The following is a 21,887-nucleotide window of genomic DNA, read 5'->3' on the forward strand; positions in this document are numbered from 1 at the left end:
TAGGACTAGGCCTCGGACCCGGTGTTGGTAGCACCGGCCGAGGCCGTTCTATTGCCGCGAACCTAGGGCGGCTTTACGTTCCGGCGCAAGCTGACTACGGAACGTCACTCTTGAGGGTGACGGAGCCCTCAACTCCGCTTCTGGGTAGGTTGGTTGGGTTCATTTCATCGGTGAACCAGACCCAGGGAAGAGCTCGGGTCCCGGGGCTCAAGCCCCGGGCTGAACTGCGGCGATGAAGGCGGACCACGCGGGGGCGGAAACGGTGACCTCGGGGCTCGCGGAGAGCTTTGAGTCACGGACGTGGACGCGGTGGGCGCACTCCCCCCGGTCCAGGGCGGCTTCGAGGCAGTTGCTGCCCTCGGCATCGCTGTAGCTGGACTTGCTCCAGGCCAGGGCAGCTTCGAGGCAGGCGCCGCCTTCGCCGTCGCTGTAGCTGGACTTGAACCACTTCAGCTCATCGCTCATAGGTCTTCCGCCATCCATCAATCCGTCGCCTTGCGCGGTTTCCAGCTTTTTGAGCGGGCGACCGTCAGGCCCTGTTTGAGGATCACGGTCGTCGGGTGATCCGCGCCGAGGACACGGACGGAGTCGGTCAGCGCCTGCTCGTACATCGTGACCGCGCGGTGCGCGTCGCCCGACGTCCAGTACGCGTGGGCCAGGTTGTTCCGCGAGGTCAGCGTGTCCGGGTGGTCCCTGCTCAGCACCTGGAGCTGGTCGGCGAGCACCTGCTCGTACAAGAGGATCGCGCGGGCGGTGTCGCCCGTGCGCCAGTACGCGTGGGCCAGGTTGTTGCGGGTCCTCAGCGTCCTCGGGTCGTCCCTGCCGAGGACGCGCAGCTGATCGGCGAGCACCTCCTCGTACAGCGCGACCGCACGGGCCACGTCGTCCGCCGACTCGTACGCGGCCGCCAGGTTGTTCCGCGACCTGAGCGTGTCCGGGTGGTCCGCGCCGAGGACGCGCAGCTGATCGGCGATCACCTCCTCGTACAGGGGGATCGCCCGCGTCGCGTCGCCCGACATCGCGTACGCGGTCGCGAGGTTGTTCCGCGAGGTGAGCGTGTCGGGGTGGTCCGGGCCGAGGACGCGCAGGCGGTCGGCCAGCGTCCGTTCGTACAGCGGGATCGCGCGCCCCACCTCGCCCGACGCCCGGTACGTGTAGGCCAGGTTGTTCCGCGACATCAGTGTGTCGGGGTGGTCCGCGCCGAGGACCCGGAGCCGGTCGGCCAGCGTCCGTTCGTACAGCGGGATCGCGCGGCGCGCGTCACCCGCCGACTCGTACGCTCCCGCCAGGTTGTTCTGCGACCTGAGCGTGTCCGGGTGGTCCGGGCCGAGGACTCGCAGCCGGTCGGCCAGCGTCCGCTCGAAGAGGCGGATCGCCCGGTCCACCTCGCCCGCCGTCTCGTACGCGCCCGCCAGGTTGTTCCGCGTCCCCAGCGTCACCGGGTCGTCCGCGCCGCGGACCCGGATGCTCGCCTCCAGGCACCGGTGGAGCAGCGCGGTGGCCTTGCGCACCTCTCCCTGCGCCTGGAGGTACAACGCGACCTGGTTGAGGAGGATTTGGGTCCGCTCGGTGTCCTCCTCGGGGCGCCACGCGTCGAGGAGGGCCTCGGCGTGGGGCAGGAGCCTGCGCCACGTCGGCCATCCCGCCACGTTGTCCATGGGGTCGCCGGGCAGCGTGTCGCACAGCCACACCGCCGCCCGGTCGCGGGCCTCGGAGACGAGGGACCCGGCGCGGTGCGGGTCCGCCTCCGACGCCGTGCGGGCCACCATCTGGACCAGGCGGTGGACGCCGAGGGTCCAGCGGTCGAGAGTGATCATGTTGTAGTTGGCCAGGAGGGCCAGGATCCTGGCGAGGTCGACGGGGTTCTCCGCGAGCGGGGCGAGCAGGTCGCGGGGGATGCCCGTCGGGGCGTACCAGGCGGCGACGCGCAGCAGGTCCACGGCGCGGGGGTCGCGCTCGGCGAGGACGTCCAGGGTGATGCGCCAGATCCGGGCCATCGTGCGTGCCGGGTCCGAGCCCTCCGGCGCGGCGTCGGTGGCCTCTCCCGGATACCGGCCGAGCATCTCCTGGTACTCGCCCGTCGTCATCATGGTCTGCGCGATGAACGCTCCCGCCTGTTCCAGGGCGAGGGGGAGGTGGCCCAGGTCCTCGGCCAGCGCGCGGGCCTCATCCTCGTCGCCGCCGTCCGTCAGACGCGTGAGCAGGTCCGTCGAGTCGTCTGCGGTCAGGACGGGCAGCGGGATCGGCTCGCCGGTCCAGCCCGCCCTGCAGCGGCTGGTGATCAACTGGCGTCCCGCCGAGCCCAGTTGACCGGTGACCGCCCGGACGTCCTGCGGCCTCTCCGCGTTGTCGAAGACCAGCAGCCAGCCCGGGTGGGTCTGCAGCCAGCCGATGGCCCAGGAGGCGGCCTGCGCCGTCGCCAGGGCGGGGGCGTCGCCGCGGAGCCGGGCGGCGAGCGCGGCCAAGCCCGTGTCGATCAGGTCCGGTGTGTCGGCGCGGATCCACCACACGAGGCGGTACGCCTCCCGGTGGCCGTGGGCGTAGTGCAGCGCCAGCGTCGTCTTGCCGACTCCGCCGAGACCGTGCACCGTCTGCGTGATGGTCCGGGAGCCCTCGGACAGGGCCCGGCTCAGGGAGGCCAGTGCCTCGTCCCGGCCGACGAAGAACCGCGACGGCAGCTCCGGCAGGTTGTGCAGGCCCCGGGGCGCCGCCATGTCGTAGGCGGTGCGCGGGGGTTCGGGGTCGTCGGCGGCCGTGACCGCCGCGAGGACCAGGTCGCCGCCCACCGCGTTCGCGAACCCCGGCCGCGCCGCCAGCGACGCCACCGGCACCGCCGTCAGCTGGTCCGCCGCGTAGTCCCGCGCCCGGTCCGTGGTGACCACCCCGACGAGCCGGCCCCGCGCGAACAGCGCCGCGCCGGACGCGCCCGCCCAGCGCGACCGCTCGGCCGGGCGGCTCGGGGCGGCGACGCCGTCGACGTACGCCGTGATCAGGCCGCCGGACCTCAGGCCGGTCAGCGTCTCGATGTGGCCGCGGATCTCCTTGGTGTCCCGGACCCCGCCCCGTACCTCCGAGCGCGGGAACCCGACGGCCAGGCAGCCGAGCCGGCCCTCGCCCGGGGCCCCGTCGATCCGGCCCCACCGCACCGGCTCCGCCCCGGCGGGCGGCGTCCACGCGCCGTCCGTCACCCGGATCAGCGCCGCGTCGGCCTGGGCTTCCTGTTCCGGCCCGGGCCAGAGCGGCTCGGCGGCCGCCCATGTCTCACGCCCGCCGGGATCGAGCCGCCGGACCTCCAGGCCGCCCGCCCCGCGCACGTTGTGCAGCGCGGTCAGGACGACCCGGTCCGCGACCAAGTACCCGGTGCCCGCCTGCCTTTCGGCCGGGTTCCAGATCTCCACGACCCGTCGTACGTCCATGACGCGACCACCGCCCTACCGGGGGCGCTCCGCCCGAGCCTCGTCTGTCATGTCGTAGCCCCCCTCACCCCTGATGTGGCGCGCAGCATAACGCCGGGGGCACAACAGGTCCTGCCACGAGCAAGGTTGGCCACGTCAGGCCGCGCCGCCGACGCGATCCCCGTACTCGATGGACACCGTGAGCCTCGCGCCCAGCGCCGCCGCATACGCCCGCATCGTCTCCAGGTTGTGGATCTCGCCCCGCTCCACCTGTGACACCCGCGCCTGAGAGATTCCCACCGCCTTGGCGACGTCCGCCTGCGTCAGGTTCTGTTCCTCGCGGATCTCCCGCAAGTGATGTCCGAGGACGTGTGCCTCAGTGGCAGTACGTGCCGTCTGCTTACGGTGTTCCCACGCGGCGTCGGAGACGTCGGGGGCGCTCTCACGCATCCGGCGCTTCACCTCTGTCCAGCTGCTGTACTGACCCATCAGGCGCCTCCGCCCTCTCCCGCTCCGTCCCGAACCGGCAGCCCGACGGCTACTTGACCGTCCGCAGCCCCAACGGACCCGCGATCTCCTCCGCCATGACCTTCCCGGCCTCCTCCTCAAGCGCCGACTCCATCAGGTCCTCGTCCGTGTCGAGGCCGTCGAGGTCTTCGAGGGGCTGGTTCAGGCGGACGTGGGCCACCAGGGACTGCAGGGCGCGCAGGGCGCCCGAGGCCGTGGAGCCCCAGTTCGAGAAGTAGGAGAACTGCCACCACCACAGGGCCTCGGTCGTGCGGCCCGCGCGGTAGTGGGCCAGGCCGTGGCAGAGGTCGGCCACGACGTCCGCCAGGTCGTCCGAGAGGCGGCAGGCCACCGGAGCCTTGCGGGGCTCGTACGGGTCGAAGACCTCGGAGTAGACGTCGATCGGGTCGAGCATCAGCGCCAGGCGCTCGCGCAGGTCGTCGACGTCCTGCTCGGGGCCGAGGTCCGGCTCGTACCGCTCGTCGGGGACGATGTCCTCGTGCGCGCCCAGGCGGCCGCCCGCCAGCAGGAGCTGGGAGACCTCCAGGAGGAGGAAGGGGACGGCCGAGTCGGGCTCGTCGCCCTTCGCGATCTCCCTGACCGAGACGATGAAGCTCTCGATCTGATCGGAGATCTGCACCGCGAAGTCGTCCGGGCTGTCGGTCGCGGTGTACAGCGTGGCGTCAGACATCTAGGAGTCGTCTCCCCTCGAAAGCGCGGCCCAGGGTGACCTCGTCCGCGTATTCCAGATCTCCCCCGACAGGGAGTCCGCTGGCCAGGCGGGTGACCTTCAGGCCCATGGGCTTGATCATGCGCGCGAGGTACGTGGCCGTGGCCTCGCCCTCCAGGTTCGGGTCGGTGGCCAGGATCAGCTCCGTGACCGTGCCGTCCGCGAGGCGCGCGAGGAGTTCCCGTATGCGCAGGTCGTCCGGGCCCACGCCCTCGATCGGGCTGATCGCGCCGCCCAGGACGTGGTACTTGCCCCGGAACTCTCGCGTCCGCTCGATCGCCACGACGTCCTTCGGCTCCTCCACCACACAGATGACGGAGAGGTCGCGGCGCGGGTCCCTGCAGATGTTGCAGAGCTCTTCCTGCGCGACGTTCCCACAGGTCGCGCAGAAGCGGACCTTGTCCTTCACCTCGATCAGGGCGTGCGCGAGCCGACGGACGTCCGTCGGCTCCGCCTGGAGGATGTGGAAGGCGATCCGCTGCGCGCTCTTGGGACCGACGCCGGGCAGCCTGCCCAGCTCGTCGATGAGGTCCTGAACCACGCCTTCGTACACGGAACGCCTTTCCTGAAGTCCTCTGGAGGGTGTCGGCTCTCTACGTACGGTAGTTGGCCGGGGGGTTTCTTAGAAGGGAAGCCCCGGGATGCCGCCGCCGCCCAGGCCCTGGGCGAGGGGGCCCAGCTTCTCCTGCTGGAGCGCCTGCGCGTTCTCGTTCGCCGCCTGGACCGCCGCGACGACCAGGTCCGCCAGCGTCTCGGTGTCCTCGGGGTCGACCGCCTTCGGGTCGATCACGAGGTCGCGCAGCTCGCCGGAGCCGTTGACCGTCGCCTTGACGAGGCCGCCGCCCGCCTGGCCTTCCACCTCAGTGCGCGCCAGTTCCTCCTGCGCGGCCGCGAGGTCCTGCTGCATCTTCTGGGCCTGCTGCAGCAGCTGCTGCATGTTGGGCTGGCCACCACCGGGGATCACGATCAGCTCCGTTTCGTACGGGTCCGTCTGGCGGGTTTTCCGCCAGCACCGAGCCTACGTGGTCGGCGGCCGGGCCGCCCCAGCACTCTCGCCGGCACTCTTTCGAGTGAGATCAGCCGTCTTCCTATACCTGATCAAGCGCCTCTTCCGGGCGGAAAAGCCGTGAACCCGGTCTCATGGCCACCCATTGGGCGGTAGGACTTAGCGTCGATACGCGCGATCTCATAGAGGAGTGCCGGGTGAGCCAGCCGGAGATGCAGCCCGAGGGGGTGCCCCCCGAGGGGCAGGGTTCGGGGGCCGGTTCGGGGCCGGGTGCGGGTCCTGGCGCGGGTGCGGGTCCTGGTACGGGTCCGGGGGCGCGGCCCGGCGATCTGACCGGCCGGGCCTTCCCCCAGGGCGACTGGGGCGAGCCCGCCGAGCGGCTCGACGAGCTGTACCGCTGGGTCGAGCGGGGCGCCCTCGACACCGCCGAGTGGTACCTCACCGACCGCGGCAGGAAGCGGCTCGGGGCGCGGCTCCTGCGGGCGGGCGCCGCGCTGGGCGCCGTGGGCGGCGGGGTGCTGCCGCTGCTCGATCTGGCGGGGGCCTTGGGGCCCGTGGCCACCTGGGGGTTCGTCTCGCTGCTCGCCGGGGTGGCGTGCGTGGGGTGCGACCGGTTCTTCGGGCTCACGTCCGGGTGGATGCGGGACGTGGCGACCGCGCAGGCCGTGCAGCGGCGGCTGCAGGTGCTGCAGTTCGACTGGGCGTCGGAGAGCGTGCGCGAGGTGCTCGGGCCCACCGAGGGCACCGCGGGCGAGGCCGCCGAGCGGTGCCTCGGGGTGCTGCGGAAGTTCACCGAGGACGTCACGGACCTGGTGCGGGCGGAGACCTCCGACTGGATGGTGGAGTTCCGGGCCGGTCCTGTGCCGCTGGCCATGCAGGCGATGCCCCCGGGAAGCCCGCCCCGGGAGGCGTCGGCCTCCCCCGGGCGGTTCCCGATGGCGCCGGGGGCCCGGCCGAACATGCCGCGGCAGCGGCCGCCGGAGCCGCGCTGACGCGGGGGCCGGAGCCGCGCTGACGCGGGGGCCGCGGTGACGCGGGGGCCGACGGCCGTGCTCCGCTTCGTACGGCCGTGCACCGCTGCGTACGGCCGCGGGCAGCTGCGGGCGGCACCGACAGCCGAGACAGGCTCAGAGCCCGTCTCTCACTTCCGCCAGAACAAGTGGTGCGTCACGCCGCTCGGGCTGGGCACGACGTCCAGGTGGAAGCGGTCGAGCAGCTCGTCGGGCGACTCCCAGAGGCGTGCGCCCGCCCCGAGCTTCACCGGCGAGACCGCCACGTGCAGGGTGTCGACGAGGCCGGCCGCCAGGAACTCCCGGATGACGGTGGCGCCGCCCCCGAGCCGGACGTCCTTGCCCTGCGCCGCCTCCCGCGCCTGCGCGAGGACCGACGCGGGGTCGTCGTCCACGAAGTGGAACGTGGTGTCGGAGAGCGTGAACGACGGGCGCACATGGTGCGTCATCACGAACACGGGCGTGTGGAACGGCGGCTCCTCGCCCCACCAGCCGCGCCACTCGTGGTCCTGCCACGGCCCGCGCTGCGGCCCGAACTTGTTGCGGCCCATGATCTCGGCGCCGATGTTGTGGGTGAAGTCCCGCGCGAGATAGTCGTCGAGGCCCCGGCTGCCACCGGGCTCGGTGCGGTTCGGCCAGCTCGCCGTGGCGAAGGCCCAGGAGACCAGCTCCCCCGGATCCGCGTGGCCGAACGGCCGCTCAAGGCTCTGGCCCTCACCGGCACCGAAACCGTCGAGCGAGACGGTGAAGTTCTGGACTTTCAGCAGCTGTTCCACAGTGCTCCTTCTCCTGCGACTTCCCCTGCGTCTTCTCCTGCGTCTTCTCCTGCGACGCCGATGACAGGCAGACCGCGCGGACCGCGAGAACTCATCGGTGCGCCAGGGCCTGTCTCGCCCTACGGCCCTCAGCTGTAGATGATCATCGAGCCCTGGGCGAGGCTCCGGGTCGCCGCCGCGTGCAGGCCCAGCCAGACGTGCCGCTCCCTGGCGAACGGGCTCTCGTCCGGCGGCGCCGCCGCGGCCGGTTCCTCCAGGGCGGTGGGCGCCTCGGGCGGGGCCGGGGCGAGCGGCGGGTTCGCCGGGTCTATGCCGATCGACGGGGCGACGAACTCCAGCTCGCGCAGGAGCGCCTGCGAGGAGCCCAGCGGGCCGCCGCCGGCGAGGAGGTCGTCGTTGGAGAGCGGGGCGGGGAAGTCCACGGGGACGTACGCGCCCGCGTGGTCGTAGTGCCAGACGAGGTGGGACTGCTGCGCCGTGGCGTCGAACATCTCCAGGAGCTGTTCGTAGTCACCGCCCAGCGCGTCCACCGGCGTGACCTCCAGGCCGCAGATCTGCAGGAGGTAGGCGCGGCGCAGGAAGTGCAGCGCGTCGTAGTCGAAGCCCGCGACCGGGGCCACGTCGCCGGAGAGGCCCGGCATGTAGGCGAAGACGGGCACGGCCGGGAGCCCGGCCTCGTGCAGCGCCTTGTCGTAGGCGGCGAGCTCTTCCGCGAAGGGGTTGTCGGCGCTGTGGCACAGCACGTCGACGAGGGGGACCAGCCACAGGTCGCAGGCCAAGAAGGACTCCTCGGGTCGGTCGGACGGGTACGGACGGCAGCGGGCGCCGCCGTCGTGCGTTGCTGTGCGTTGCCCGGCGTGCAGGGCAGCGTAGTCGGGCACGGGGTGGGCCAAGGCCCTTCTGACAGATCTCCGCGGGGACCTAGGCCCTGTCGTCAAACTCGCGTCTGCCTCGCGACGCCTGGCACGCACGCTCGCCGCGTTGTCGGGCTCATCCCGGTACGCCCAGTACCGGGATGACCCTCCGCCTTGCGATCGCACGCACCAGACGCCGCGAGGCCGCCCTCCGGGCGAACGACGCGAGTTTGACGACAGGCCCTAGCCGACGTGGTGCGGATCCCGGCCGTCGCCCCGGTGCAGATCCCATACCCATACGCCGTCTACCCACTTTCCGGGACGGCCAAGGAGTGCGTCCACGGTCGCGCGCAGCTGCCCGTCGTGCGGCTGCGGCGCCAGGACGAGGACGCCCGCCTTCCAGAACTTCAGGTCCTCGCGGGCGGCGGCGCGCCAGGCCGGGGTGATCCTGGGGGTGCGGCCCGAGGAGCTGACCTCGCGCAGCAGGTTGGACGTGTTGCGGGGCGAGGGGCCGTAGATGCCGACGCGGTCCGGGCCCCAGGGGCCGTTGAAGTAGCCGCCGGGGATGCGGAAGCCCAGGCCGGCGCTGGTCTGCCAGTGCAGGCCCTCCGCGTTGGCGGCGTCGGGGACCGGCACCGGGACGAGCGTCTCGCCCTCGCCCAGGTACGCGCGCCACGTGCCGTGCGCGATGAACGGCGGCACGTCCGCCCGGTCCACGGCCTTCAGCGGGGCGGGCAGGACCGGCAGCAGCGCGAGGGCGACGGCGGCGACGCCCGCGTACCGGGGGAGGCGGCGCGGCACCGAGGACAGCCGGGCCAGGGCGAGGGCGAGGAGCATGCCGAGCGCCGGGGCGCACACCATCGCCACGCGCGCCTCGATGACGGACTCGAAGAGCGGACGGTCGGAGAGCGCCGCCCACGGCCCCGGCAGCACGATGTCCGTCAGCGGGATGCGGAACTTCAGCCCGAGCGACAGCAGCGCCGCCCCGGACACGGTGAAGGCGAGCGCCTTGACCGCCGGGCGCTCCCAGAGGCGTACGACGACGGCGAAGGCCAGGGCGACGAGGGGCCAGCCGAAGAACGCGTTCTGCTCGGTGCGGTTCAGGGCGAGGTGGTCGGAGCTCTCCGCGCTGCCCGCGAGGGACCGCTCCGCGAAGGAGAGGAAGGCGAGCGGGCTGTTGCCCGCGTTGTCGCCGTGCAGCACGCTCTTGTAGCTCTGCGGCCCGAAGAACTGCCAGTACAGCGGGAAGGCGATCAGCGGGACGGCGACGGCGAGCGCCACCCCCGTGCCGCGCAGGAGCGGGCGCAGGGCCGCCTTCGCCACGTCCCGGCGCACGGCCCCGTAGGCGAGGGCGAAGAGCAGCATGCCAAGCGCGGCGAGCAGGAGCGGCTCCTCGCCCAGGAAGATCTGGTACGTGGTGAGGAGGCCGAGGACGACCCCGTCGCGTACGACACGGGTGCCCTCGCACAGCCGCAGCGCCCTGTCGATGATCAGCGGGATCATGAACAGGACGACGAAGTTCGGGTGCGCGTTGGCGTGGCTGACCATCGGGGGCGCGAAGGTCGCGAGGGCCGCGCCGGCGAACGCGGCGCCCCGGTGCGGGACGAGGCGCTTGCGGATCAGCCAGTACCAGGAGACGGCGGTGGCGGCGAGGCCGCCGGTCATCGCCACGTTCAGGGCGAACGCCGGGCCGAGCAGCCAGGTCACGGGGGCGAGCGGCACGGAGAGGCCGAGCATGGCCGTGTTGGCCATGAGGTTCACGCCGTCCGGGATGTTCTGGAAGGTGGTGAACAGGGGGTTGTGGAGGTGGCGGACATTGTCCGCGGTCACCGCGAAGAACCACTCCCACTGGTTCTGGTCCTGCATGGAGTCGGGGAAGTAGCGGTGCGCGGGGCCCACCAGGCGCCCCGAGAAGAGGACGGCCGACAGGACCAGGAAGAGGAGGGCGACGCGGAGGTCGGTGCGGCTGACCGCGCGGGCCTTCAGGGCGGTCAGCTCGGCGAGGACCTTGACGTAGTCCAGCGGCCTGACCTTCGAGCCCTCCTGGTGCGACCAGCGCACGGGCACCTCGGCGACGGGCCAGCCCGAGCGCCGGAAGTACTGCAGTATCTCGACGTCTATGCCCCAGCCGTGCAGCCGGGACGCCGCGAACGCCGCACGGGCGCGGTCGCCGTCGAAGAGCTTGAAGCCGCACTGGGTGTCGCGGATTCCGGGGACGGCGACCGTGCGTATCAGGAAGTTGCCGGTACGCCCCAGGAGCTCGCGCAGCCGGTGCTGGTGGGCGCCGATGGTCGCGCCGGGGCGGGCGCGAGAGCCGATCGCGGCGGTGTGGCCGTCGGTGAGCGCCTTGTCGAGGTGGTCGAGCTCCTCGATGGGCGCGGCGAGGTCGGCGTCGGTGATCAGGACGCGGCGGCCGTAGGAGGCCAGGACGCCCTGGCGCAGGGCGTGGCCCTTGCCCCGGTTGCGGTCGCCGCGCAGGAGCTGGACGCGGGGGTCGGCGGCGGACGCCTCGGCGGCGATCTCCGCGGTGCGGTCGGTGGACCCGTCGTCGACCACGATCAGCTCCCACGCGCCCCGGTCCGTCAGCTCCAGGTGCGCGCGGATCGCGTCCAGGGTGGGGCCGAGGCGCCGCTCCTCGTTGTACGCGGGAACGACGACGGTCAGATCGACGCTCATGCAGCGGCCAGCCGCTCGATCAGGGCCAGGGAGTGCGCGTTGTACTCCACGACGATGCCGTGGGCGGTCTCCGGCTCGCGGCGCGCCAGCGCGTCGACGAGCTCGGTGTGCCGGGACCAGAGGACGCCCCGCAGGTCACCGCCGCTGTTCTCGCACCAGCGCCGGAGGTGGGTGACGGCGCAGACCCAGGACTTCACGCGCAGCCGGTGCAGGAAGTCGGAGAGGTAGGGGTTGCCGAAGAGGGCGCTGAGCTCGCGCCAGAAGCGCAGGTCGTAGCCGATCAGGACGGTCAGGTCGCCGGCGCAGGCCGCGCGGGCCGCCTCCTCGCCGCGGCGGCGCACGGAGAGCAGCGCGTCGGCGACGTCCCGGCGGGCGCCGTGCGCCGCGAGGTCGCGGAAGATGCCGTCGGCGACGAGGCCGCGGGCCTCCAGCATGGAGCGGTAGTCCGCGAGGGTGTGCTCGTGGACGCGGAAGCCGCGGTGCTGGTCGGCGTCGAGGAGGCCCTGCGCCGTGAGGTTCACCAGCGCCTCGCGGACGGGGGTCGCGGAGACGCCGTACTGCTCGGCGATCTCCTTGACGGTGAACTCCTGGCCCGGCTCTAGGCGGGCGGCCAGGATCTCGTCGCGCAGGGCGTCGGCGATCTGCTGGCGCAGAGTGCTGCGGATGACGGCGGAGCCGTCGGTGCCGGGCATCTGTTTCCCCCGCGGGGTCCGGGTACGTGGTCGCTTACGAGCACGTCAGACTACGTGGTCGGGGTTGCGGGGCAGGGGGCCGCGATACGGACCCCCGCCCCGCCGTCACCGCGGGGAACCGCGGAGCTACCTGGTGTGATTGTCCGGGCTACACGGTGTGTTCGTCCGCCGCCGTCAGTGCCTCGTCCAGGGCCGCGAGGCCCTCCTTCGCCTCGGCCTCCGTGATGTTGCACGGCGGCACCACGTGGGTGCGGTTCATGTTGATGAACGGCCACAGGCCCCGCTTCTTGGCCGCGGCGCCGAACGCGGCCATCGGGGCGTTCGCCTCGCCGGTGGCGTTGTAGGGCACGAGCGGCTCGCGGGTCTCCCGGTTCCGCACCAGCTCAAGGGCCCAGAACATGCCGACGCCGCGCACCTCGCCGACCGAGGGGTGGCGCTCGGCGAGCGCACGCAGGCCCGGCTCGATGACCTGGGCGCCGAGGGTGGCGGCGTGCTCGACGACGCCTTCCTCCGCCATGACGTTGATCGTGGCGACGGCCGCGGCGCAGGCCAGGGGGTGGCCGGAGTAGGTGAGTCCGCCGGGGTAGGGGCGCTTGGCGAAGGTCTCCGCGATCTCTCCGGAGATGGCGACGCCGCCGAGGGGCACGTATCCGGAGTTCACGCCCTTCGCGAAGGTCATGAGGTCCGGCACGACGTCGAACAGGTCGGCGGCGAACCACTCGCCGGTCCGCCCGAAGCCCGCCATGACCTCGTCGAGGACGAAGACGATGCCGTACTTGTCGCAGAGCGCGCGCACGCCGGCGAGGTAGCCGGGCGGCGGGATCATGATGCCCGCGGTGCCCGGCACGGTCTCCAGGATGATCGCGGCGACGGTCTGCGGGCCCTCGTAGACGATGGTGTCCTCAAGGTGCTGGAGCGCGCGCTCGCACTCCTGCTCCTCCGTCTCCGCGTAGAACCGGGAGCGGTAGAGGAAGGGCGCCCAGAAGCGGACGACGCCCGCCGTGCCGGTGTCGGAGGCCCAGCGGCGCGGGTCGCCGGTGAGGTTGATGGCCTGGTGGGTGCCGCCGTGGTACGAGCGGTACGCGGAGAGCACCTTGGGGCGGCCCGTGTGCAGGCGGGCCATGCGGGTGGCGTGCTCGACCGCGTCGGCGCCGCCGTTGGTGAAGAAGATCTTGTCCAGGTCGCCAGGGGTGCGCTCGGCGATGAGGCGGGCGGCCTCCGAGCGGGCCTCGACGGCGAAGGCGGGCGCGAATGTCGTCATCGTCGCCGCCTGCTCCTGGATCGCGGCGACGACCTTCGGGTGCTGGTACCCGATGTTGGTGTAGACGAGGCCGCTGGTGAAGTCGAGGTAGCGGTTCCCGTCGAAGTCCCAGAAGTACGAGCCCTCGGCGCCGGCGATGGCCGGCGGGTCGATGAGCTCCTGTGCGGACCAGGAGTGGAAGACGTGTGCGCGGTCCGCGGCCTTCACGGCGGCGCCGACCTGGGGATTCGGCTGAGGGGTCATGGGGCCGAGGGTAGATGTCCACGGAGTGGACGGGACATGGGCGTCTTGTCTGACGTGCGGGGTGGAATGCGACAGAGTGTCGGGTCGCCCTTGGGAAGGCGCCCGGTTTGCCTTCACTCCCGGCGGGAGGGGGCTTGGCGCGCAGTTCCCCGCGCCCCTGAGTGGGCCTCGTGGGTGCCTCCCGTCTGGCTCGGGCAGCCCGGGGTGCCCTGGCGGGCGCGCGTCCCTTTTTGACCTGCGGCGGGAGGGGGCTTAGCGCGCAGTTCCCCGCGCCCCTGAGTGGGCCTCGTGGGCGCCCCCCCCGCCTGGCTCGGGCAGCCCGGGGTGCCCTGGCGGGCGCGCGTCCCCTTTCCACCTGCGGCCCGGCGGGGGCTTGGCGCGCAGTTCCCCGCGCCCCTGGGTGGACCTCGTGGGCGCCCCCCCCGCCTGGCTCGGGCAGCCCGGGGTGCCCTGGCGGGCGCGCGTCCCCTTTCCACCTGCGGCGGGCGGGGGCTTGGCGCGCAGTTCCCCGCGCCCCTGGGATACCCGTGGCTCAGCCCCCGTACGGGCGGGACCCAGGCGGGTGAGGGTCGGGAGGCTCCCTCAGGGGCGCGGGGAACTGCGCGACGAGCCCCCACCAGCCCGCACGACAACGAACCGACCTCAGGAACCCCCCAGGGGCGCGGGGAACTGCGCAACCAGCCCCCACCGGCCCACACGACAACGAACCGGCCCCACAAACCCCAGGGGCGCGGGGAACTGCGCAACCAGCCACCACCGGCCCGCAGGCGAAAGAGGCGGCGTCAGTCGTCGTCCGGGGAGTCCGGGACCACCTTGGCCCAGGGGCCCGACCGCCCGCAGCGGATCTCGTACGGGAGATCATCCCGCTCGTCGTCGTCCCCCGGCTCCGCCTCCAGGCGGGCGACCGCCGACGGCCCCCGCTCCACGTCGTCATCGATGTGAAAGCCGTCCGCCGGGCTCCAGGACACCAGATACACCGTCCCGTCGGACCGGCACTCCACCGTCGCCGAGCCCCCCGTGAAGCGGACAGTGGACCGCTCCGGCGAAGAGGGCGAAGAGGGCGAGGGGGGCACGGACGAGGACGTGGGTGAGGGGGGCTTCGAGGGCGCGGAACCCGAAGGGTGCGCGGAGGACGACGTCAGCGCACGCCGCACCGCCGCCTCGTCCAACGGCCGACTGTGCGCCGCCCCACCCGCACCGTCCGAACTCGCCAACTGCCACGCGCCGAGCGCCCCCGCCGCCGTACCCACGGCCACCCACGCCGCCGTACCGACCGCGTTCCGCCACTTCCTCATCCCGCCACTGTGCCGCATCGTTTCCTAACGCCCGGTTAAGAGCCCGTCCTTGAACCCCCGGCAAGAGCGCACGCCCCGCCCCTGACTACGGTGGTTGTATGGCACATCTTCTCGTCGTCGAGGACGACCCCCAGCTCCGCGGCGCGCTGGTGCGGGCCCTCCGCGACAAGGGGCACGCCGTGGCGACCGCGCCGAGCGGCATGGCCGGTCTGGACGCCGCGGTGACCAGCAGGCCCGATCTGGTCGTGCTCGACCTGGGGCTGCCGGACGTCGACGGCGCCCAGGTGCTGCGCATGCTGCGCGCGGTCAGCGACGTCCCCGTCATCGTGGCCACCGCCCGCGACGACGAGCCGCAGATGGTGACCGTCCTTGAGGCCGGGGCCGACGACTACATCGTCAAACCCTTCGGCGCCGCGCAACTGGACGCCCGCGTCAAGGCCGTGCTGCGCCGCCTCGGGGTGGGCGAGACGGAGGAGCCGCTGCGCGTGGGGGCGCTCTCCATCGACCCGGCCTCCCGCGAGGTGACCCTCGGCGAGGCGGCACTCGACCTCACGCCCCGCGAGTTCGACCTCCTCGCCTACCTGGCCCGCCGCCCCGGCCAGGTCGTCTCCCGCCGCGAGCTCCTCGCCGAGGTCTGGCAACAGCCACTGGGCGGCGCCGACAAGACGGTCGACGTCCATCTCTCGTGGCTGCGGCGCAAGTTGGGGGAGACCGCCCAGGAACCCCGCTACCTGCACACGGTCCGCACCGTGGGCGTCAAACTCGCGGCCCCCGAGGCCCGGGACGCGGACTGACCCATGCGCCGCAGCCTCCTCCTCCTGACCGCGGCGACCACCGCCCTGGTCCTCACCGCCCTCCTCGTCCCCCTCACCCTGCTGACCCGCACCCACGCCGCGGACCGCGCCACCGCCGAGGCCACCGCCCGCGCCCAGTGGGTGGCCCACGCCCTGGGCCCCGCCCTCGCGACCGCCGACGAACGCGAGACGGCGGAGCAGACGGTGGAGAGCGTCAACGGCGACGGGCTGCCCGCCACTTCCCTGATCCTCGCGAACGACCAGGTCATCGGCGCCCGCCCGCACGACGCCCCCGCCGTCACCGACCCCGTCCGCCTCGCCCGCACGGGCCGCGCCTTCACCTACGAGACCAGCTCGGGCAGCCGCCTCGTCCTCGTCCCCGTCCAGGGCGCGAAGGACGGCACAGCCGTCGTGCAAGTGACGCTGACGGAGAAGCAGTTGTACGCGGGCACCCTCGCGTCCTGGCTCGTCCTCGCCGGCATCGGCGTGGGCCTCGTCCTGCTCGGGCTCCTGCTCGCCGACCGGCTCGGCGCCCGCCTGGTCGGCGCGACCCGCCGCCTCGCCCGGACCGCGGACCGGCTGGCCGCGGGTGACCTGACGGCCCGCGCGGACCTGGCGGGGCCGCCCGAACTGCGCCTGGTCGCGGGCGAGCTGAACCGTCTCGCGGCCCGTATCGACGAGCTGCTCACCGCCGAGCGGGAGAACGCCGCCGACCTCGCCCACCGGCTGCGCACCCCGGTCGCCGCCCTGCGCCTGGACGCGGAGACCCTCCGCGACCCGGAGGGGGCCCGCCGTATCGCGGCGGACGTCACGGCCCTTGAGCGCAGCGTCGACGACGTGATCCGCAAGGCGCGGCGCCCGCTGCGCGAGGCCCCGCGGGCGGATCTGGCGGCGGTGACGCGCGAACGGGCCGCGTTCTGGGCGCCGTTGGCGGAGGACCAGAACCGCGCCACCCGCACCACGACACCGCCCGAGGAGTTGCTCATCCCGGTCCCTGGCGACGAACTCGCCGCCGCCCTCGACGCGTTGATCGGCAATGTCCTGGACCACACGCCGCAGGGGACGGCGTTCGCCATCGAGGTCCGCCGTACGTCCGGTGGCGAGGCGGAGCTGACCGTCACCGACGAAGGCCCCGGCTTCCCCGACGGGACGGCCCCCGGCCGCGGCACGAGCGGCGCGGGCTCCACGGGCCTCGGCCTGGACATCGCCCGCCGCACCGCCGAGGAGGCGAACGGCCGCTTCGAGACGTCGAACGGGGGCGCCGGGGCCGCTCAGCAGGCCACCGGCGCCCGCGTCACGCTCACCTTCCCGCGCGCGCTCCCCGGGGGAACGCCGTCCGTACCGCCCGCGCCCACTTGTTGATCCCGAGCTCGGGCCGGACCGCGGCATACCCCCCGCAGTACTTGGTGAAGTCCGCGGCGCGCACCCCGAACCGGTGCAGCACCCGGTCGGCCTCCGTCAGGTGCCCCCTGGTCTTGGTCTCCACCAGCACGAGACCGCTGTCGGCGGCGGCACTGCGCCCGGTCGCCGTGTCCCGTACGACGAGTCCCGCGTCGCACGTGATCCGCTGCCCGTCGGCGACGAAGGTCGCCCGCTGGTACTCGGTCACGAGCGAGGGGGTGAGGCCGCCGGGCGCCTCGACGCCGTACGACCCCCGCAGCACGCCGGCGAGGAAGCCGAGCCGTACCGCGTCGAGCGCGTGGTCGTCCCCTTCGAGCCGCTGGCGGTGCTTGACGGTCTCGCCCCGCCCGCTCTTCAGCTTGATCTCGAACTGCCGCTCCCCGCTGTCCTGGTAGACCCGCTCCCGGATCCGGTAGCGCAGCCGCCGGCCCTGCCGGTGGTCGTGGAAGGTGCCGAGCTCGGGGGTGTCGTAATACGTCGAGTGGTAGCGGAACCAGCGCCTGCCCCCGATGCTGAGCGCCCGGAAGGGGCCGCTGGCCCGCCGGGGGTCGGTCAGCAGGGCCGCGAGGTCCTCGAATATCTCGACGGGCACGAGATAGCTGTGGTCGTAGCGGGCGAGCAGTTCCGCCCTGGCGTTCACTTCGTCGAGCGCGATGGGGTGCGCGGCGAGGGCGGCGCGGCCGATGGCGCGTACGGCGGGGTTCACACGGTCTCCTTCGGGTACCTGGGGGCGATCGTGTCGGACCGGGTCGTGCGTCGTCGTACCGTCAACTCCCGGTGCGGCACCGAAGGTTCCGGCTGACGGAAACGGACTTCCAGCACCATGAGGTCGCGTACGTAGTCCACCTCCTGGACGGTCCATCCGAGCGGCTCCCCGAGGCGCCGGGCCAACTCGGCCCGCAGGGGCCCCTCCTCGCGGTGCACGCTGTCCAGGGTGACGACGGCCCGCCGGTCGCGCGCGAACAGGCGCGGGTGATCGGCGCCGTACATCACGGCGAGCAGCACACCGGCGAGCAGCGCGGCCACCGGCAGGCTCAGCCCTGGCAGGCCGCAGAGCAGGCCGAGCACCAGGGTGATGAAGTAGTACGCGACTTCCCTGTGCTGCAGGGTGTCGGAGCGCAGCCGCACGATCGAGAGCACGCCGAAGAGCCCGAATCCGAGGGCGAGCCCGCCGTCGCCGCCGGCCGCCCCGAGCCCGGCGACCACCGCGAAGAGGGCGACGTTCAGGGCGAGATACGCGGGGACGAGCTCGCGCCTGTGGTGCCGCGGATAGAAGACACCGAAGGTCAGCAGGGCTACGGCGGCCAGGTCGAGGCCCAGATGGGCGCTGAGGTTCAGGGTGCTGTCCATGCCGGGGACGCTAGGGAAGGGCGGGTTAAGGCCGCCTCTCGTGAGCGTTAACGAGTCCGGCGGGCGAGTCAGAGTTGTTGACAGCATGCTGTCACTTCGACAGCATGCTCACATACGCACCACGGCAGAGCATCGTGACCCGAGCCCCGGAGGCCGTCATGTCCCGCAAGCCCGTACATCTGGCCCTCTACGACACGTTCGCGGACTGGGAGACCGGCCACACCACCGCCTGGCTCGCCCGCGTCGGCTACGACATCCGCACGGTCGCCCTGTCGGCCGAGCCCGTCGTCTCCATCGGCGGTCTGCGCGTACAGCCCGACCTCTCCCTCGCCGAACTGCGCCCCGAGGACAGCACGCTGCTGATCCTGCCGGGCGCCGACCTGTGGGACACGAGTGACGACCTCGCACCGTTCGGCCGCGCGGCCCGCGCGTTCCTCGACGCGGGCGTGCCGGTCGGCGCCATCTGCGGGGCCACGGCCGGCCTCGCCCGCGAGGGGCTGCTCGACGACCGCGCACACACCAGCGCGGCATCGACGTACCTGGCGGCCACCGGCTACCAGGGCGGCGAACGGTACGTCGAGACGGACGCGGTCACCGACGGCGACCTGGTCACGGCGGGGCCGACCGAACCGGTCGCGTTCGCCCGGGAGATCTTCGGCAGGCTCGGCGACGTCTTCGAGGGCGCGAAGCTCGACGCCTGGTACCGCCTCTTCCACGACTCGGACCCGGCCGCGTACGAAACCCTCAACTCCTGAGCGGAGCAAGCATGATGACCGTGGAGCACCGACGATGACCGACGAAGAAAGCAGTACCCGGCTACGGCAGGACCTGCTCAGCCGCACCGCCCTCGCCGTCTTCCACCTGAACGGCCGGTTCCTCGCGCTGTCCGAGGGGCTGGCCGGGCCCGCGGGCCTGACCGCCGCCCGCTGGCAGGTGCTCGGCGCCGTGCTGCGCGAGCCGCTGCCCGTCGCCGGGATCGCCCGCGCGATGGGCATCACCCGGCAGAGCGTGCAGCGCGTCGCCGACCTGCTGGTGCGCGACGGCCTCGCCGCGTACGCGCCGAACCCGGCCCACCGCCGCGCCAAACTCCTGCGCCCCACGGACGCGGGCCTGGCCGCCGTCGCGAAGATCAACCCGGGCCACGCGGAGCTCGCGGAGCGGCTCGCCGCAGCGCTCGGCACGGACGGATTCGCGGAGACGGCACGGGTCCTTGAGCGGCTGGCGGCGGTCCTCGGCGAACCCGTTACGCAACCGTAGAGCGAAGCGCGGCCCACCCTGCCGTACGGCCGCACTATCCTCACTCTGTTGCACACCAGTGGGGGAGGTCGGTGCGGCGATGGAGAAGCTCGTGCCCGGAGATCCGCAGAGAATCGGCGCGTACCGGCTGCTGGCGCGGCTCGGCGCCGGTGGCATGGGGCAGGTGTACCTGGCGCGGTCGGACCGCGGCCGGACGGTGGCGGTCAAGCTCGTCCGCCAGGAACTCGCCGAGCAGGACGAGTTCAGGAACCGCTTCCGGCAGGAGGTGCAGGCCGCACGGCAGGTCGGCGGCGCGTGGACGGCGCCGGTCCTTGACGCGGACACCGAGGCGGCGATCCCGTGGGTCGCCACGGGGTATGTGGCGGGGCCCTCGCTGCAGAGCGTCGTCTCGCACGACCACGGGCCGCTGCCCGAACGGTCCGTGAACATCCTCGCGGCCGGGCTCGCGGGAGCGCTCAGGGACATCCACGCGGCGGGCATCGTCCACCGCGACCTCAAGCCGTCGAACGTCCTGGTCACGATCGACGGCCCGCGCGTCATCGACTTCGGCATCGCCCGCGCGCTCGAAACGGTCACCGACGGCGGTCTGACCCGCACCGGCGCGCTGGTCGGCTCGCCCGGCTTCATGGCGCCCGAGCAGGTGCGCGGGGACCGCATCACCCCGGCGTGCGACGTGTTCTGCCTCGGCTCCGTCCTCGCGTACGCGGCGTCGGGCGCGCTGCCCTTCGGCACCGCCAACAGCGGGGTGCACGCGCTGATGTTCCGCATCGCGCAGGAGGAGCCGGACCTGGCGGGGCTCCCCGAGGGCCTCACCGAACTCATCGGCGCGTGCCTGCGCAAGGACCCGGCGGACCGGCCCTCCCTCGACGAGATCCAGGAGCGCACGGGCGCGGCGGACGCCCTCGGCGACGGCCGCACGATCGACCCCTGGCTGCCGGGGGCCCTGGTCGCCCAGCTGGGGCGGCATGCGGTGCAGTTGCTGGACGCGGAGGATCCGGAGGAGACGTCGGCGGGCGCCGCGGGTCGTGCCGCCGACGCGCGTGGTGAGGACGACGACCAGGCAGCCGCGCCCGCCGCATCCCCGGCGCCCGCCCCGCCCCCGCAACCCGCCACACCGCCGCCACCGGGCACCCCCGGCACCCCGCCGCCCGTCAACCACCTGCCGACCATGGTGTCCGGGCAGGCCCCACCGCCCGCACCCACACCCATGCCCGGCGCCCCGGCGTACGGCTACCCCCAGCAGCCCCCGCAGCAACTCCCGCAGCCCGCCGCCTACGGCTACCCGCAGGCGTTCCCACAGAACGGTTACGGCCCCACGCCCCCGTACGGGCCCGGCGCGACACCCCCCTACGGGCCCCTCCCGCCGCAGCCCGAGCCCCCGCGCCGCAGCGGCCGGTCGACCGCCGCGCTGATCGTCGTGGCGTTGATAGTGGCCATAGGGGCGGGCGGCACCGTCTACGCCGTCATGAACGGCGACAGCACGGGGAAGAAGGGCGGCGAGGACCGCAAGAACAACACGAGCAGCTCCTCGCAGACCCCCGGGCCCACCTCCTCGGCACCGGGCCCGACCGGCCCGTCGCCGTCCGCGTCGGACACGGGCGAGGGCAAGGTGCCCGACAAGTACCTGGGCACCTGGACCGGCGGCCTCGACACCAAGGACGGCCACAGCACCCGCGAACTCACCCTCCGGCAGGGCGAGGTGGGCGACACGGTCCTCTCGGTGACGGCGGAGGGCCCTTCCGACACCGGCGGCAGGTACCGCTGCGTCTTCGAGGGAAAGCTGGAGTCCGCGTCCGGCGACCGCCTGCACATCGGCCCCACCGTGATCACGCTCGGCGAACCCATGACGTCCTGCACACCGGGCGAACCGAGCGTCGTCACGATCCTCGGCGACGGCAGACTGCGCCGCGCGAACACGGACGGCAGCGGCGAGCTGACGTATGACAAGGGCTACTGAAGGGTTACTGAACCGGCGGATCCCGCACCCGGTGTCCGGGACCCGGTACTGCTCAGGAGCGGTACCGGGGGAACTTTCCGGTCTCCACCGACCACTGCCCCATCTGGACGGTGTCACCGAACTTGTACCGGAGCGGGGTGTCCGCGTAGCGGGGCACGCCCCCGGAGGTATCGGGGCCCGAGTGCACGGTGATCGTGCCGTCCCGGGGGTCGATGATCACGTAGACCGGTACACCCATGCGCGGGTAGTCGCGGAGCTTGGTGATGTGGTCGTTCTTCGGGTTCGAAGGGGATACGACCTCGACGGCAACGGAAGCGTCGGGGCCGAGCGTGCCGAACTCCTCCTCCTGCTGGTCCCTGACTTCCCGGGTGAGGACGAGCAGGTCCGCCGTCCGGCACAGACCGAGGTCGGGGCGGTGCACGCGGTTCTCCACGAGAGCGACCGCGTCGCGGTCCTGGGACCGGATCTGGAAGCCGACCTCCATCACGATCTCGCCATGGGCATTTGAGGGGGACATCATGTGGACGGTGATCTCCTGGTTCGCAATGTCTGCCCGTACGAGGTGGCCTTGGCCGTCCGCCAGGTCCACAAAGGCCTCGGCGTACTCACTGAGCTGCTGATACGTGACCGTCGGCTTGATCGATTCCACCGGCTGCGCACTCATCGGCCTACTCCTCGCTCGG

Annotated in this window: 22 protein-coding genes; 7 read left to right on the forward strand and 15 right to left on the reverse strand. The window is 72.8% G+C overall.

Annotated features, from left to right (window positions below; genetic code table 11):
- Positions 1-207: 207 nt before the first annotated feature.
- From ACFVYL_RS19675 to ACFVYL_RS19700, 6 genes are all read right to left on the reverse strand, one after another.
- Positions 208-465, reverse strand: coding sequence for a DUF397 domain-containing protein (locus tag ACFVYL_RS19675; RefSeq protein ID WP_389717602.1), 258 nt, complete (start codon positions 463-465; stop codon positions 208-210).
- 17 nt (positions 466-482) lie between these two features.
- The gene (locus ACFVYL_RS19680) at positions 483-3,416 is read right to left on the reverse strand and encodes a tetratricopeptide repeat protein (RefSeq protein WP_389717604.1); all 2,934 of its coding nucleotides are present in this window, start codon (positions 3,414-3,416) and stop codon (positions 483-485) included.
- Positions 3,417-3,551: 135 nt separating this feature from the next.
- Positions 3,552-3,845: a helix-turn-helix transcriptional regulator gene (locus ACFVYL_RS19685; protein ID WP_389717606.1), complete on the reverse strand. Its 294-nt coding sequence runs from the start codon at positions 3,843-3,845 to the stop codon at positions 3,552-3,554.
- Positions 3,846-3,933: 88 nt separating this feature from the next.
- Complete coding sequence (locus ACFVYL_RS19690; RefSeq protein WP_389717608.1) at positions 3,934-4,593, reverse strand: DUF5063 domain-containing protein; 660 nt, start codon at positions 4,591-4,593, stop codon at positions 3,934-3,936.
- On the reverse strand, positions 4,586-5,185 hold the full coding sequence (recR, locus tag ACFVYL_RS19695; protein WP_389717611.1) for a recombination mediator RecR: 600 nt from the start codon (positions 5,183-5,185) through the stop codon (positions 4,586-4,588). Before recR ends, ACFVYL_RS19690 begins: the two co-directional genes overlap by 8 nt.
- Positions 5,186-5,254: 69 nt before the next feature.
- Positions 5,255-5,596 (reverse strand): YbaB/EbfC family nucleoid-associated protein, encoded by a 342-nt coding sequence (locus tag ACFVYL_RS19700; protein ID WP_389717612.1) that lies wholly within the window; start codon positions 5,594-5,596, stop codon positions 5,255-5,257.
- 239 nt (positions 5,597-5,835) lie between these two features.
- Between ACFVYL_RS19700 and ACFVYL_RS19705 the strand changes: the two genes are divergently transcribed.
- Complete coding sequence (locus tag ACFVYL_RS19705) at positions 5,836-6,630, forward strand: SLATT domain-containing protein (protein WP_389717613.1); 795 nt, start codon at positions 5,836-5,838, stop codon at positions 6,628-6,630.
- Positions 6,631-6,779: 149 nt separating this feature from the next.
- Here ACFVYL_RS19705 and ACFVYL_RS19710 read toward each other — a convergent pair whose 3' ends face one another.
- The 6 genes from ACFVYL_RS19710 to ACFVYL_RS19735 all read right to left on the reverse strand — a co-directional run bounded on the left by ACFVYL_RS19710 (position 6,780) and on the right by ACFVYL_RS19735 (position 14,118).
- Entirely contained in the window at positions 6,780-7,424 is a 645-nt protein-coding gene (locus ACFVYL_RS19710; RefSeq protein ID WP_389717614.1) for a dihydrofolate reductase family protein, read from the reverse strand.
- 128 nt (positions 7,425-7,552) lie between these two features.
- The gene (locus ACFVYL_RS19715; RefSeq protein ID WP_389717616.1) at positions 7,553-8,203 is read right to left on the reverse strand and encodes a hypothetical protein; all 651 of its coding nucleotides are present in this window, start codon (positions 8,201-8,203) and stop codon (positions 7,553-7,555) included.
- A gap of 318 nt (positions 8,204-8,521) precedes the next feature.
- Entirely contained in the window at positions 8,522-10,954 is a 2,433-nt protein-coding gene (locus ACFVYL_RS19720; protein WP_389717618.1) for a dolichyl-phosphate beta-glucosyltransferase, read from the reverse strand.
- Positions 10,951-11,646: a GntR family transcriptional regulator gene (locus tag ACFVYL_RS19725; RefSeq protein ID WP_389717621.1), complete on the reverse strand. Its 696-nt coding sequence runs from the start codon at positions 11,644-11,646 to the stop codon at positions 10,951-10,953. Before ACFVYL_RS19725 ends, ACFVYL_RS19720 begins: the two co-directional genes overlap by 4 nt.
- A 148-nt stretch (positions 11,647-11,794) precedes the next feature.
- Complete coding sequence (locus tag ACFVYL_RS19730) at positions 11,795-13,150, reverse strand: aspartate aminotransferase family protein (protein WP_389717623.1); 1,356 nt, start codon at positions 13,148-13,150, stop codon at positions 11,795-11,797.
- Between the two features lie 782 nt (positions 13,151-13,932).
- Positions 13,933-14,118 carry a hypothetical protein gene (locus ACFVYL_RS19735; protein WP_389717625.1) on the reverse strand — a complete coding sequence of 62 codons (186 nt, stop codon included), beginning with the start codon at positions 14,116-14,118 and terminating at the stop codon, positions 13,933-13,935.
- Positions 14,119-14,167: 49 nt separating this feature from the next.
- Between ACFVYL_RS19735 and ACFVYL_RS19740 the strand changes: the two genes are divergently transcribed.
- The 3 genes from ACFVYL_RS19740 (at position 14,168) to ACFVYL_RS19750 (ending at position 16,601) form a co-directional block, all read left to right on the forward strand.
- On the forward strand, positions 14,168-14,473 hold the full coding sequence (locus ACFVYL_RS19740) for a hypothetical protein (RefSeq protein ID WP_389717628.1): 306 nt from the start codon (positions 14,168-14,170) through the stop codon (positions 14,471-14,473).
- 70 nt (positions 14,474-14,543) lie between these two features.
- Positions 14,544-15,239 (forward strand): response regulator transcription factor, encoded by a 696-nt coding sequence (locus tag ACFVYL_RS19745; protein WP_389717629.1) that lies wholly within the window; start codon positions 14,544-14,546, stop codon positions 15,237-15,239.
- A 3-nt stretch (positions 15,240-15,242) separates the two neighbouring features.
- Positions 15,243-16,601: an ATP-binding protein gene (locus ACFVYL_RS19750; protein WP_389717631.1), complete on the forward strand. Its 1,359-nt coding sequence runs from the start codon at positions 15,243-15,245 to the stop codon at positions 16,599-16,601.
- On the opposite strand, the gene ACFVYL_RS19755 is transcribed toward ACFVYL_RS19750, so the two are convergent.
- Together ACFVYL_RS19755 and ACFVYL_RS19760 are read right to left on the reverse strand one after the other, a co-directional pair.
- Positions 16,540-17,346 (reverse strand): VTC domain-containing protein, encoded by an 807-nt coding sequence (locus ACFVYL_RS19755; protein WP_389717633.1) that lies wholly within the window; start codon positions 17,344-17,346, stop codon positions 16,540-16,542. The two genes, ACFVYL_RS19750 and ACFVYL_RS19755, sit on opposite strands and share 62 nt — an antisense overlap.
- Positions 17,343-17,990 (reverse strand): DUF4956 domain-containing protein, encoded by a 648-nt coding sequence (locus tag ACFVYL_RS19760; RefSeq protein ID WP_389717635.1) that lies wholly within the window; start codon positions 17,988-17,990, stop codon positions 17,343-17,345. Before ACFVYL_RS19760 ends, ACFVYL_RS19755 begins: the two co-directional genes overlap by 4 nt.
- A 158-nt stretch (positions 17,991-18,148) precedes the next feature.
- Here ACFVYL_RS19760 and ACFVYL_RS19765 point away from each other — a divergent pair, with 158 nt between their 5' ends.
- From ACFVYL_RS19765 to ACFVYL_RS19775, 3 genes are all read left to right on the forward strand, one after another.
- Positions 18,149-18,745, forward strand: a complete 597-nt coding sequence (locus ACFVYL_RS19765; protein ID WP_389717636.1) for a DJ-1/PfpI family protein — start codon at positions 18,149-18,151, stop codon at positions 18,743-18,745.
- A gap of 34 nt (positions 18,746-18,779) precedes the next feature.
- Complete coding sequence (locus ACFVYL_RS19770) at positions 18,780-19,247, forward strand: MarR family winged helix-turn-helix transcriptional regulator (RefSeq protein WP_389717639.1); 468 nt, start codon at positions 18,780-18,782, stop codon at positions 19,245-19,247.
- Positions 19,248-19,326: 79 nt separating this feature from the next.
- A complete protein-coding gene (locus ACFVYL_RS19775; RefSeq protein WP_389717641.1) occupies positions 19,327-21,204 on the forward strand; it encodes a serine/threonine-protein kinase in 1,878 nt (625 codons plus the stop codon).
- Between the two features lie 52 nt (positions 21,205-21,256).
- On the opposite strand, the gene ACFVYL_RS19780 is transcribed toward ACFVYL_RS19775, so the two are convergent.
- The gene (locus tag ACFVYL_RS19780; RefSeq protein ID WP_389717643.1) at positions 21,257-21,868 is read right to left on the reverse strand and encodes a Uma2 family endonuclease; all 612 of its coding nucleotides are present in this window, start codon (positions 21,866-21,868) and stop codon (positions 21,257-21,259) included.
- Between the last annotated feature and the right edge of the window lie 19 nt (positions 21,869-21,887).

The sequence above is a fragment of the Streptomyces sp. NPDC058308 genome (genome assembly GCF_042880275.1).
In the GTDB taxonomy this organism is placed as follows: Bacteria; Actinomycetota; Actinomycetes; order Streptomycetales; family Streptomycetaceae; genus Streptomyces.